The organism is Micromonospora sp. B11E3 (assembly GCF_039871625.1).
Lineage (GTDB): Bacteria > Actinomycetota > Actinomycetes > Mycobacteriales > Micromonosporaceae > Micromonospora.
Genome location: NZ_JBDPMC010000072.1, coordinates 20,618 through 31,993, shown reverse-complemented (window position 1 = coordinate 31,993; position 11,376 = coordinate 20,618). Strand labels below are relative to the sequence as shown.

13 protein-coding genes, 2 tRNA genes and 2 pseudogenes are annotated in these 11,376 nt (G+C 69.3%); 9 read left to right on the top strand and 8 right to left on the bottom strand.

From position 1 onward, the window contains the following. Both ABGB16_RS26940 and ABGB16_RS26935 read right to left on the bottom strand, forming a co-directional pair. A partial coding sequence (locus ABGB16_RS26940; RefSeq protein WP_347670881.1) for an HAD family hydrolase occupies positions 1–530 on the bottom strand: 530 nt, incomplete at its 3' end. Then, positions 527–691: pseudogene (locus tag ABGB16_RS26935) on the bottom strand (GntR family transcriptional regulator); the annotation flags it as partial. The pseudogene ABGB16_RS26935 and the gene ABGB16_RS26940, both read right to left, overlap by 4 nt. Between ABGB16_RS26935 and ABGB16_RS26930 the strand changes: the two are divergent. The 4 genes and pseudogenes from ABGB16_RS26930 to ABGB16_RS26915 form a co-directional block, all read left to right on the top strand. Further along, positions 690–1,064, top strand: a pseudogene (locus tag ABGB16_RS26930) (replication initiator); the annotation flags it as partial. The pseudogenes ABGB16_RS26935 and ABGB16_RS26930 overlap by 2 nt on opposite strands. Further along, entirely contained in the window at positions 1,061–1,246 is a 186-nt protein-coding gene (locus ABGB16_RS26925; protein WP_347670880.1) for a helix-turn-helix domain-containing protein, read from the top strand. The pseudogene ABGB16_RS26930 and the gene ABGB16_RS26925, both read left to right, overlap by 4 nt. A gap of 1 nt (position 1,247) precedes the next feature. Next, entirely contained in the window at positions 1,248–1,829 is a 582-nt protein-coding gene (locus ABGB16_RS26920) for a hypothetical protein (protein WP_347670879.1), read from the top strand. After that, on the top strand, positions 1,772–2,467 hold the full coding sequence (locus tag ABGB16_RS26915; RefSeq protein WP_347670878.1) for a tyrosine-type recombinase/integrase: 696 nt from the start codon (positions 1,772–1,774) through the stop codon (positions 2,465–2,467). Before ABGB16_RS26920 ends, ABGB16_RS26915 begins: the two co-directional genes overlap by 58 nt. Before the next feature lie 260 nt (positions 2,468–2,727). On the opposite strand, the gene ABGB16_RS26910 is transcribed toward ABGB16_RS26915, so the two are convergent. Both ABGB16_RS26910 and ABGB16_RS26905 read right to left on the bottom strand, forming a co-directional pair. After that, positions 2,728–4,089, bottom strand: coding sequence for a hypothetical protein (locus tag ABGB16_RS26910; RefSeq protein WP_347670877.1), 1,362 nt, complete (start codon positions 4,087–4,089; stop codon positions 2,728–2,730). 149 nt (positions 4,090–4,238) lie between these two features. Continuing rightward, positions 4,239–4,436: a hypothetical protein gene (locus ABGB16_RS26905; protein ID WP_347670876.1), complete on the bottom strand. Its 198-nt coding sequence runs from the start codon at positions 4,434–4,436 to the stop codon at positions 4,239–4,241. 153 nt (positions 4,437–4,589) lie between these two features. On the opposite strand from ABGB16_RS26905, the gene ABGB16_RS26900 reads away from it, so the two are divergent. The 5 genes from ABGB16_RS26900 (at position 4,590) to ABGB16_RS26880 (ending at position 9,935) form a co-directional block, all read left to right on the top strand. After that, entirely contained in the window at positions 4,590–4,910 is a 321-nt protein-coding gene (locus ABGB16_RS26900) for a hypothetical protein (RefSeq protein ID WP_347670875.1), read from the top strand. After that, positions 4,910–5,113, top strand: coding sequence for a hypothetical protein (locus ABGB16_RS26895; protein ID WP_347670874.1), 204 nt, complete (start codon positions 4,910–4,912; stop codon positions 5,111–5,113). The genes ABGB16_RS26900 and ABGB16_RS26895 overlap by 1 nt, the downstream gene beginning before the upstream one ends. Before the next feature lie 481 nt (positions 5,114–5,594). Further along, on the top strand, positions 5,595–6,725 hold the full coding sequence (locus ABGB16_RS26890; RefSeq protein WP_347670873.1) for an AAA family ATPase: 1,131 nt from the start codon (positions 5,595–5,597) through the stop codon (positions 6,723–6,725). Between the two features lie 851 nt (positions 6,726–7,576). Continuing rightward, on the top strand, positions 7,577–7,921 hold the full coding sequence (locus ABGB16_RS26885; protein WP_347670872.1) for a helix-turn-helix domain-containing protein: 345 nt from the start codon (positions 7,577–7,579) through the stop codon (positions 7,919–7,921). Positions 7,922–8,651: 730 nt separating this feature from the next. Then, a complete protein-coding gene (locus tag ABGB16_RS26880) occupies positions 8,652–9,935 on the top strand; it encodes a site-specific integrase (RefSeq protein ID WP_347670871.1) in 1,284 nt (427 codons plus the stop codon). Positions 9,936–9,952: 17 nt separating this feature from the next. Here the strand turns inward: ABGB16_RS26880 and ABGB16_RS26875 are convergent. The 4 genes from ABGB16_RS26875 to ABGB16_RS26860 all read right to left on the bottom strand — a co-directional run bounded on the left by ABGB16_RS26875 (position 9,953) and on the right by ABGB16_RS26860 (position 11,375). Further along, a tRNA-Ala gene (locus ABGB16_RS26875) sits at positions 9,953–10,025 on the bottom strand. A gap of 44 nt (positions 10,026–10,069) precedes the next feature. After that, positions 10,070–10,198 carry a DLW-39 family protein gene (locus tag ABGB16_RS26870; RefSeq protein WP_347670870.1) on the bottom strand — a complete coding sequence of 43 codons (129 nt, stop codon included), beginning with the start codon at positions 10,196–10,198 and terminating at the stop codon, positions 10,070–10,072. Between the two features lie 43 nt (positions 10,199–10,241). Then, positions 10,242–10,315, bottom strand: a tRNA-Ile gene (locus ABGB16_RS26865). Between the two features lie 148 nt (positions 10,316–10,463). After that, entirely contained in the window at positions 10,464–11,375 is a 912-nt protein-coding gene (locus ABGB16_RS26860; RefSeq protein WP_347670869.1) for a DUF3566 domain-containing protein, read from the bottom strand. Position 11,376: the final 1 nt, after the last annotated feature.

Here is an 11,376-nt window from a genome sequence, read left to right as displayed (position 1 = left end):
CCGATCAGTACACACCGGCCAGGGGACTCGCCCACCGCGCGCGCGGCTTGATGGATCGGGGCGGGGTTGGGCTTCATGCGCTCTGGGTCGGCGTACGCCCGGCCGACGACTGGCGAGACGTGCATGGTAAGGCGGTGCGCTGCCAGGTAGGCGCTCACCGCACCGGCAGAGTTGTTGCTGACAACCGCCACGGGAAGGCCAGCCTGTCGGGCCGCCACGATCACCTCCCGGCCGTGGAGGGTGGGTCCGGCAGTCTCAACGGCCCGACGTTCGGCCGCGCAGAGCGCATCCTCTACCGCCCGCGTGATGCCGTGGTTGCCGGCTGCGGGCGTGCGGCGTAGTACCTCAAGCGGGTCCGGCTCGCTGGCGAGGTCTGGCGGCACGTCCACGCCGCACTGTCGCAACACGTCGACCAGCTCGGCGGCAACCTGCGGCGCCGGGTAGCCGGCGAAGATGCTGCACACCGGCCCGTCGAAGTCGAGCAGCACCGCACCGACCTCGCCAAGCAGTCGGCCAAGGTCGGCGTTCATCCGTCGTACCGATAGGCGATGGTCGACCACATCGAGTCGAACCACTGGCGAGATGCCTCCACAAACTGCGTGCCGTGCGAGGTGTCGTCGTCGGTCACCGCATAGTGGAACAGCGGCACATCCTTGCCCATCAGGTCGTAAATCGCCATCGGTTCGCCCTTGCACATCGACCAACTACGGGTCTCCGACCACCACCGGGCCATGATCCAAACCGCATGGGACCTCGGCGGCCTCGACCAATACGCCGAACTCAAACTACGCCACTGGGCGCACATGCTCGGCTTCCGCGGTCACTTCCTCACCAAGTCCCGCATCTACTCCACGACGTTCAAACACCTTCGCACCGAGCGTCGCGCGCATCAGCTCCAGACCGCGCTTACCGAAGCCGGCCTGCCCGACGACACCGACGTAATCGTGGTCAACGACTGGCAAATCCTCGGCATCGGCTACGACTCCCCCGAACAACTCGAACTCGCCACCGCGATCGGTGACCGCATCCGGGCGGCACGACAGAAAAGAAAGGAATCCCAATGAACGCCACCCCCACCGAACGCCTGTGGAGCGTCACCGACGTGTCGGCGTTCCTCGGCATTCCGGTCGGCACCCTCTACCAATGGCGCCACCGCCGAATCGGCCCCCGCGCGTCCCGCGTCGGCCGGCACCTCCGATACGACCCCGCCGACGTGCGGGCCTGGTTCGACAAGAAGGCGGCCTGACATGTCGATCGATGACCTGTGGTACCTGACCAACCGCGGGCCAGACAAGAAGCGGCTCCCCTCCAAGCGACACGGCCGGGGCAAGCGCTGGCGGGTCCGTTACGCCGACGCCGCCGGGAAGTCCCGAGAAAAGCTGTTCGAGCGCAAGACCGACGCGGAAGCCTTCGACGCCCGCGCCCGTGCCGGCGTGGCCGAAGAGATGAAGGTCCAGCAGTCCGAGCGGAACGTGACGCTGCGGGAGTACGGGGAACGGTGGCGGCTCTCCCGTGAAGCCGGCTGGGCGCTGGAAACCCGTAAGCGGGTGGAGTCCAACCTCCGGTGCCACCTCTACCCGGCGTTCGGTGACCGGCCCCTCCGGGCGATTCATCTGACCTCGGTGTTGGAGTGGCTGACCCGGCGCCTGGACGAGGGAACGCCTCGGACGTCGCTCAAGCTGTACTTTGAGCTGCTTGACGCGGTGCTAAGCGCGGCCGTGACCGACAAGATGATTGCGGACAACCCGTGCGACGGGTCAAGCTGGCTCAGATGCTGCGAGGCTTCTCCCGTGCTCCGAAGTGGGTTCCCACAGAGGGCGAAGTTCTAGCACTACTCGATGCGGTACCGCCCCGCTACCGGGCAGCCATTTGGCTTGGTGCTGGTCAAGGCTGCCGCCTGGGTGAAGCGCTCGGGATGGAAGAAGGTGCCCGCTGCGCCGACCAGGAGCGGGCAGAGCTGCACATCGCTCAACAGCTCCGGTACGCGCCCCAGCAGTACGGCGGGTTCTACCTCAGCGAACCGAAAGCAGGATCGTCCGGCACTGTCGACCTGGACCCGGTCGTCGGCCAGGTCCTCGCCGAGCACGTCCGCGACTTCCCGCCCGTTTCGGTTGAGCTGGTCGACATCACCTCGGGCGATCCGGTTCGCCGGTCGGTGCCGCTGCTGTTCACCACTACGCGGGGAAACCCGTTCACCGACCGGACCTGGTCGCGGGAGTGGGCGGACTGGCGGGAAGCCGCCGGCTGGCCGAAGGAACACGGCACGTTCCACGCGCTGCGGCACTTCTTCGCCACGACGCTCATCACCAACCACGCCGAGCCGCAAGAGGTACAGCGGATGCTCCGGCACAAGACGCTGCGGATCACGCTGGAGACGTACGTCCACTGGTGGCCGAAGCGAGAGCGTCGGCGCGGCCTAGTCGGCACCGTCTTGCAAACCGCCGAGACCCGCAGGGCGCAAGCCTGAAAGGAGCAAGATCAATGCCGGGTTGCGCCGGATCTGTGCCGCATGATCTTGCTTCGGCAAAACGCCTGGTGGAACCGGGTAAGAGTGGAGCCCAGGGGACTTGAACCCCTAACCCCTGCCTTGCAAAGGCGGATGGCGGGTGCTGGGCGTTGTCGGCAAGCGATAAGGCGTGCCGTTCTTCGTCTCGCACCCGCCATCCGTAGGCGAGGAATCACAACCGCTGTCAGCGCTTTCGCTGACTTTCCGCTGACGCCCTCGCGCTAGGCGGCAAGGCCGAGCAGCGCTCCGGCTCGCGCGTTGAACTGCTGGACTTCATGCAGGTTGCCGAACGGCTTCATGCGCCGTTGCAGGTCGCGCACCGTCTCGATTGCGCGCGATGAATTGACCGACGCGGCCAGGTCCACGACGTGCGCCGCTCGCGACGCGGCAGCTTCGACGTTGGCCCGATCAAGGTCAGCAATCGAGAGTGCCGCCTCACTGAGCGCGCCTCGGCGTGCGCGTCCCTGTCGCCGAGCACCCGCCGCCGACTCGTTGGCGAAGCGCTCAAGCTCGGAGGGTTGACCGAGGTCACGGAAGCAGTGCGCCGCCTCACCGAAGATGTACGGCGCGTCAATGAACTTCGCCCATGCCGGCTCATCATCGTGTACGACGCGGCCGAACACCTGTTCCGCCTTCACCACGGACGCGGCGGCGGCCGTCGACTCGCCGAGCGCTGCGAGCGCGCGTGCCTCCAAGATGTGCAGGTCAGCGAGGCAGGCGGGCGATTCGCCCTCGGCGATTCCTCGACGGCCAGCCCGCGCCAACATCAGCGCCTCACGCGAGTGCCCTAGAAGGTTCGCCTGATCGGACATGCCGGCCAGCACGTGCGCGCCCAGCGCGGCGCTACCGGCCGCCTGAGCCAGACGCAGCGCCTGAATCAGGTATCGCTGCGCAAGGCCGTGCTCACCGTCGTCGTACGCCATCCAGCCCACCAAGTACGACTGCTCGGCGGCGGCCTCGTAAAGCGCCTGTTGTACCGCCGGCTCGTGGTCTCGCTTGAGCAAGGGCAGGACGTAGCTCTGCATGTACTCCACCAGGGCAGTACGCGCGTGTCCGCCGCCACGCATCACGTCCATGTCCTGGAAGAGCGCGAACATCTCCCGGATACCGGCCACCTGGCGCATGCCCACCTGGCGCGGGCCACGCTCGGTCGCCGTCTCGTCAAGCGTGGCTAGGAGCCAGTCCCTGCTAGGGGCACCGAGTGCTGCGAGCACGAACGGTGCTTTCACGATGTCGCGGCGCTTCACGTCAGCTCTCCCGAGATCGATGATCGTGTTCACTGTCGCGTGCGGGTCGTCTGCGTACTCCAACCCTCGCGCAGCAAGGGTTTCTTCCTCGGTCATACCGAAGTCAGATGGGCTAACCTGCCGGCCGACACGTTCAGACAGCGCTCGTGCGAGCAGCGTCGGCACGGGAGATCGCGGCTTCTCGCCGCGCTTCACCCAACGATTCACGGCCGTGTAGTCGTACCGGAGAGCAAGCCCTTCATTGGCACCGAGATCGTTGACACGCCTCGCCAACCCGGCCCACGAGAAGCCCGCCTCATGGACGAGCGTCGCGAGAGCATCGTTCGGTTCGTTCACGTGTCCGTCCCTCCCCAGGGCCTACCTGGGACGATACCGGCCCAGCAGTGCGGCGGGATACGCCCACATGGGTTGCCGAACTTCACACGGGTCTTCACATGGTGCTGACCACTGCCGATGTCGGCTTTCCTCGTTGCATGGCATCGAGATCAACGCACCCCACGGATGACCGTCTTCACAGTCGCTTGCGACACGCCGGCCGCCTCGGCGATCTCGGGAACGGTGTGATCGGTCGAACGACGCACGTCGCGGATGAGCTGGTCTCGCTGCTGCCGCAGAGCATCGAGCGCCTGAGTGGCCTCGCGTACGCGGTCAGCGAGCTTCTGAAGATCCTCAAGAGCCGTCATGCGGGCAGTCTAGCCACCAAGCAGCTACCGGCGATACGGCTAGACAGCTACCGGCTAGCCGGCTACCGTGTCACCTATACAAGCGACCCCGGCGGGGGTGCCACCCCGCCGAGGCCAGCACATCAACAGCTCCCCGAGCGAAGGAGTACGAAGATGCAGGTCAAGGGTATCCCGCAGGTCCCGGCCGTCGACAGTGCCGCGCTCGCCGCGCTGGCGGACACGTTCCGGCCACCACGGCTGAACTTCGCGCAGGTCTGCCTGTACTGCGAGACGCGGTGGTGCGAGGCGGCGGCGTGCGTGAAGGCGCACGCGGCGTCGTTGTGGGCTCCGTGCGATGACTGCGACGGTTTCGGTAGCTGCTCGCACTGCTTGAACGGCGTGGTGGAGGTGGACCGGGTCGGCTTCGTTGAGCGGGCAGCGCGGGTGCTGCCGCGCCAGCGTGAGGCGGCGGCGCTGTTCGTGGCGGTGGCGTGATGGCGGCCCCGATGGTTGCCGGGCGTTGCCCGGGCGGCGTGCCGGTCGTGCTGCTGGAGGGTGCGGCGGCGCTGGCCGAGATGAGTGGCGAGGTTGCCGGCTGGACGCCCGGCAGCGGCAAGGCCGTGCCGGCACTGGCGGCCCGCGCGGCGCGGGTCGAGCTGCCTGGCGCGGTGACAACTCCGGTTGCCGGCATCCGGTGACGCAAGGCCGCCGGCGGACCGGTGACGGATGCCGCCTGGCGGGTTCCGTCACGCGAGATCAAACCGGCAAGCGGACCCGCGCCGAGTCTGACGTCACGAACCCGGGTCCGGCCAGCACAGACCACCCTCACAATCCAGGAACGGGAGCCGTCCTGTGACCGCCACGAACCGACCATCAACTGACCGGCTGACGCCGGACTCACCACCACCAACCACCCCGGACCGATCTTCGTACCCGGGTGTCCGACACCCCGAACATGCTGAAACACTGCGCAGCGACGCGACCGGCGGACCTGATCCCGCCCGCCAGTGTTTCAGCGGGTCTGACCCGGAGATGCCCCCGCCGCCGGTCGGTCTGAACCGAGTACGCGCAGCGTCCGGCCCGGATGGTGAACCGGTTCACGAACGGGCCAGCAGCGATCGGGGTGAGCCCGGCGAGTCCGCCCGCCGGATCCTGCTGACCCCGGCCTCACAGATCAAGATGAAGCCGGTCGCGTGGACCTGGACCGACCGCATCCCGTCCGGCGCGCTGACCGTGATCCCGGGTCGGGAGGGCATCGGCAAGTCGCTGACGCTGGCGTGGCTAACGGCGCAGATCACCCGGGGCACCCTGCCGGGCCGGCACCACGGCCAACCCCGACCGGTGATTTACGCGGCCACCGAAGACTCGTGGTCACACACCATCGGCCCGCGCCTGTACGCGGCCGGCGCGGATCTGGACATGGTGTACCGGGTCGACGTGCAGCACGACAGCGGGTTTGACGCGCTGACCCTGCCCCGGGACTGCTCGGCCCTGGGTCGGGAGATCAGCCGTCTCGGCGTGGCGCTGCTGGCCGCTGACCCGCTGCTGTCCCTGATCCACGCCAGCATCGACACCCACCGGGACCGCGACCTACGCACCGCCCTGGAGCCCCTGGTGAACATGGCCGACCGGACCGGGTGCGCGGTGGTCGGCCTGGCGCACTTCAACAAGTCCGCCAGCGCGGACGCGCTGAACCTCATCACCGGGTCGCGGGCGTTCTCCGCCGTCGCCCGCGCCGTGATCGCCATAGCCCGCGACGACGAAGCCGGCGACGGCTCGTGCGTCATGAGCCAGGCGAAGAACAACCTCGGACGGCTGGACCTGCCGTCGCTGCGGTATGTCGTGGAGTCGGTCGAGGTGCCCACCGACGAAGGACCGGCGTACGTCGGGAAGCTGACCATCACCGGCGAGTCTGACCGGTCGGTGGCCGACATTCTCGGTGACGGCGCGGCCGGCGACGGGGACACCCGCATGGAGCGTGACAACGCTGCGGCGTGGCTGCGCGACTACCTCGTCGGGCAGGGCGGCGAAGCGGCGTGGGCGGACGTGCGTAAGGCGGCCCGCGCTGAGGGGATCGCGGAGCGGACCTTGCAACGCGCCCGCGCCCGCGCTGGGGTCACCGTCGAGCGGGAGGGCTTCCCGTCGCGCACCTTTTGGCGACTCAACCCCGGTCACGGTGCGTCACCAGTCGCGCCAGTCACGCCACAGTCGCGCCAGTCGCGCCACGTTCCGGAAGCTGGCGCGACTGGCGCGACTGGCCGAGAAGTGGCGTCACTGGCCGACCCCGGTCACATTCCGTCACCCCGCTAGCCGGCCCCGGGCTGTCAACGCTGTCAACGCCTGTCAACGGCGGGCGTTGACAGCCCGGGACCGGCCTCCACCAGCGCAAACACTCGATCGCGAAGGGATTGTCAACGTGTCAACGCCCCCACCACCCGCCGCGCCGGCCCCCGGCGGCCAGGCCGGCGCGGAACGGCCCGCTGAGAGCCACACAGCCGCCCCGCCCTACGCCTTACACCCACTAGCCCCGGATCTTGGCTCTACGGCGCTTTCAGCGGCCCGTTATGCGTCGTTCTGCCGGACATGTCTGCCGACCCTCCACCCGAGACGTACGGCGCGAGAACGGCCGGCAGGAAGCCACACAGCGGCCCGCCGCCCTCCTAGCCGCAGCACCCCGCCCGCCGCTCGTCGACGCGGTTTCGTCACCCGCGCCGCCCGGCCCGTGACGAAACCGCGTCGACGAGCGGCGGAAGCCACCTGGCCGCAACCCCGGTTGTCACCGCGCCGGCCAGCTCGACCGCGGGCGTTGCGTCACCCGCCGCCAGGTCGCGCCCCGGCCGCGACCGGTCGCGCCGACGCGACCCACCCCGCGACCGCCCGGCCAGCACCAACAACCCCCGGTCGCGGGTCGCGCCCACCACCACCGCCCACCCGAAACCCGCCCCGCGCCGCCCCGCCGGCCACCACCAGCCGCGACCGCGACATGTAGCGGCCCGCCGCTACCAGGTAGCGCCAACGCTACATCCGCCGCTACCGGGCCGAGCAGCGCAAACGACCCGATGTAGCGGGTAGCGACACCCCCGCCGCCAACACGAAAACCCGCCCCACAGCCCTCCACCGACCCCCGACAGCCGCTACCGCTACCCCAGGAGGAAGCACCCGTGAGCACGGTCATCCCGTTCCCACAACGCCCCGCCGCCGACGCCACCACCCCGACCGGGGCGGGGGGCATCCCCACCACCGCCCGCCCCGCGACGGTCGCACGGGCCGTCTACACCGTCGCCGAGACGGCGCACATCCTGTCCCTGTCGCTCGGCTCCACCTACGCCCTCGTGCGTTCCGGCGAGATCCCCGCGATCAAGCTGGGCGGCCGGTGGCTCATCCCCAAGCGCCGCCTGCATGACTGGCTGGACAACCTTCCCGAGGCCACCACCGAGGACGTAGGCCGGGAACTGGACCGGCTGGAGCGCCAGGAGCAGCGCCAGCGCCGCCGCACCGGCGCATAGCCCGACCGCCCCGGGTGCTTTCGCAAGCGGCCAGCCCTGCTTGCGAAAGCACCCCCGCTAGCACCCCACACCCAGCCTGGCCAGGCAATCAGCAGCAAGCAGCGACCACGAGCCACCCGGCCCAGACCCCCCCAACCACCGTGACACAACGGCCCTGGCCGCTGCTTGCTGAGCCGATAGACCTAGCGCCACCACCCGCTAGACCTAGCGGCACCACTAGCGGCACAACCTGGCCCCGACCTGGCCTCTATCGGTCTAGCGCCACCACCGCCAGGCCGCCGACAACCCCGCTGGAACCACATACCGGGGAGTGGGCCCAGCCGCCGCTAGGGCCGGACGCCAGGCGACCGGCTGAACCACTGCGCAGTGGTTCAGCAAGGACACGAGATGGCCCCCGCCCGCCGTCAACCCGCCGACCGGAGCAACGGGAGGCGGGGGCCACCTCAAGGCCAGAAGATGCCTCCCGCCGCGCCAGAGATACACCGTCCGTAACCGACCCCGGGGGCCGCCAGGGCTGCAATCGATAGCAGCCCGCCCTGCTATCGATAGCAGATCTGCTAGCAGCCAATCGCCGGCCCCACCAGCGAGATAGCAGATAGCAGCCCACCAGCGAAAACGCCCTCAAACCCCACCAGAGCGCGATTCTCGACCCCCGCAACTCCTGCTAGCCAGCCCCGACCAGCACCACCACAGATAACGCACCGTAACCAGTCAAGGGAGATCCACAACCGTGGGACACATCGTCAAAACACCCGCTGGCACCTTCCGCGCCAACTGGCGCGACCCGTCCGGACGGCAAAGGGCGAAGACCTTCCGCACGCGCAAGGAGGCCGCCGCGTACCTCGCTGCCACCGAGACGACCGTGAGTCAGGGAACGTACGTCGACCCCGCCGCCGGCAAAACGCGGTTCGGCACGTACGCCGAGCGCTGGCTTGCGTCCCGGTCGGTGGAGGCGACCACGCTTGCCGGGTGGACGTCGCGTCTGCGGGCGCGTCTGCTGCCGCAGTGGGGGGCGTGGCCGGTCGCCCGCATTGACCACCTGGCCGTGCAGGAGTGGGTAACCCGCATGGGCCGCGAGCTGTCACCTGCCACCGTGGCGTCGTGTCACTCGCTGCTGTCGTCCATCCTCGCGTCGGCGGTGCGTAGCCGACTGATCGCGTTCAACCCGTGCGACGGCGTGCGGTTGCCGGCACAGCGCAAGCGCGCGGGCGGACAACTCGCGCTCACGCTCGACCAGGTGCAGGAGCTGCTGTTGCCGAGCGTCCCGAAGTGGCACCGCCCGGTGGTCGCGGCGGCGGCCGGGGCAGGGCTCCGGTGGGGCGAGTGTCTCGGGCTGCGGTGGGCCGATATCGACCTGCCGGACGACGACGACCAGGACGCGACGCTCACCGTGCAGCGCGTCGTGATCGAGGTCAACGGGCACTCGGCGGACAAGCCGTACCCGAAGACGGCGCAGAGTCGACGTACGGTCCCGATCCCGCGGTTTCTGCGGGCCGAGCTGCTGCGGCACCGCGAGCAGACGAAGGATGTCGAGACGGACCGGGTGTTCACCAACCAGGCGGGCGACCCGATGTTGCGCAGCAACTTCCGGCGCCAGGTGTGGCGGCCCTCGCTGGTACGGGCCGGACTGCTCGGCAACGTGACGGAGACCGGCCCTCACCGGTTCCGGGCCACCTGGCGAGACCGGGAGGGCGTCGAGTGGTCGGCGGAGTTCACGACGCACCGCGACGCGGTGACGCACGTAGCGGTCAAGGCGGCCGGCGGGTTGCGCTTTCACGACCTGCGGCACGGCTACGTGACCTGGCTCGTCTCCCAGGGCGTTCCGGTCAACATCGTTCAGGCGGCCGTGGGACACGAACAGGCATCCACGACACTCAATCGATACACGCACACCCCGGCCGACTTCCATCGGCTCATCCGAGGAGCTTTCGCGCCCCCTGCTGACGAGCCGCTGACGAAGGAAGACAACCGTCGATCAAATGAGCCGAAAGAGGACGGAGAGGATGCCCCGTGAACTGCACGGGAGCTAGGTGGAGCCCACGGGACTTGAACCCGTAACCCCTGCCTTGCAAAGGCAGTGCTCTGCCAGTTGAGCTAGGGCCCCGGTGGCGGACGACGCCGCCGTGGATCTGGCAGCCGGAGGGACGCTCAGCGCAGGTCGGGCGCCGTCGTCGCCTCGTGCCACAGGGCGCGCTCGTCGTTCGAGTCCTTGATCTTCTTGGCCACGAGAGCAGCCACGCCGAGCAGGCCGGCCACAATCAGGAGCTTCTTGACCATGGGGCAACCCCTTGCGCTCGACAGCCGTCGGACCATTGTGCGGTGGGGCTAGCTGGAATCGAACCAGCGACCTCAGAGTTATCAGCTCTGCGCTCTAACCGACTGAGCTATAGCCCCGCATGGCGACGAGCAAGGTTAACCCATCGCCGCGGCCGGCCCCAAATCGGGGTCCCCGTGGCGCCTCTCGCGCCCGTACCACCACGAACGTACCCGGATAGCCGACGCCGGGGCGACCGCATTACGGTGCCCCGGCGTCGACTCGCGGTCAGTCGCGCTCGGCGAGCGTCAGCTCGATCCCGCCGACCAGGTCGGCGCAGACGTTGTAGACGAACGCGCCGAGGGTGGCGAGCGCGGTGAACAGGACGACGTTGACCAGACCGATCAGGGCGGAGCTGAGGATCACGCCCTTGGCCGTAATCCGGAACCCGCCGCTGCTGCCCTGCGCGCTGGCGTTGACCAGGTCGGTCAGGCTCTTGTTGACGCTCTCGAAGACGCCCATCGCGTCCAGCGCCAGGTAGAGCACCGAGGTGGCGACGACCACCACGATGAAGAGCACGATGGAGACGGCGAAAGCGAACTTCATCACGGACCAGGGGTCGATCCGCTTGAGGTTCAGCCGGGCCCGGCGCGGCCCGCGGGAGGCGGCCGAGCTGACCGAGGTACGCGCGGCGCGTACCGCCTCACCCACGCGGGCGGCCCCGACGGCGGCGGCGCCGGGAACCCCCGGCGGCAGTCCGCCGCCGCTGGCGGGACGGGCCGTGCCCGTCGCGGTCGGCCGGGCACCGTCCGGCTGCGGCTTGGCTGTTCCGACACCCACCCGGGGCAGGGTACCGGTGACGGCGGCGCTGACCGCCTGACCACCGCCGGCCTTGATCGGCTGGGTCGCGCCCGGACCGGCGGCACCGCCCATCGGGCCGGCCGGAGCGGTCGCGGATGTGCTCTTGTCCGCGCCGGCTGTCTCGGCCCTGTCGCTCGCCGACTCGTCGCCGGGCTTGTCCGGCGGGGGTGCCATGCCCGGGGCCCGGGTGAACTTCGGGGCAGGCGCGTCGGCGGGGACTGTCGCCCGGCCCACGGCCGCGCGGCCGGTCGCCGCCGCGCTGCCCTTCCCGGCGGCCTCCTCGTCGACCGGGTTGGCCGAGGTCCCCTTGTTCCCCGACTTCGCCTGTGTCTCCGTCATC

What these genes read in the sequence shown, in the direction of transcription:
- ABGB16_RS26900 (WP_347670875.1), top strand. Translation starts at nt 4,590, where the DNA reads ATGCAGGTCAAGGGTATCCCGCAGGTCCCGGCCGTCGACAGTGCCGCG.
- ABGB16_RS26895 (WP_347670874.1), top strand. Translation starts at nt 4,910, where the DNA reads ATGGCGGCCCCGATGGTTGCCGGGCGTTGCCCGGGCGGCGTGCCGGTC.
- ABGB16_RS26905 (WP_347670876.1), bottom strand. Translation starts at nt 4,436, where the DNA reads ATGACGGCTCTTGAGGATCTTCAGAAGCTCGCTGACCGCGTACGCGAG.
- ABGB16_RS26890 (WP_347670873.1), top strand. Translation starts at nt 5,595, where the DNA reads ATGAAGCCGGTCGCGTGGACCTGGACCGACCGCATCCCGTCCGGCGCG.
- ABGB16_RS26920 (WP_347670879.1), top strand. Translation starts at nt 1,248, where the DNA reads ATGTCGATCGATGACCTGTGGTACCTGACCAACCGCGGGCCAGACAAG.
- ABGB16_RS26915 (WP_347670878.1), top strand. Translation starts at nt 1,772, where the DNA reads ATGCTGCGAGGCTTCTCCCGTGCTCCGAAGTGGGTTCCCACAGAGGGC.
- ABGB16_RS26870 (WP_347670870.1), bottom strand. Translation starts at nt 10,198, where the DNA reads ATGGTCAAGAAGCTCCTGATTGTGGCCGGCCTGCTCGGCGTGGCTGCT.
- ABGB16_RS26860 (WP_347670869.1), bottom strand. Translation starts at nt 11,375, where the DNA reads ATGACGGAGACACAGGCGAAGTCGGGGAACAAGGGGACCTCGGCCAAC.
- ABGB16_RS26925 (WP_347670880.1), top strand. Translation starts at nt 1,061, where the DNA reads ATGAACGCCACCCCCACCGAACGCCTGTGGAGCGTCACCGACGTGTCG.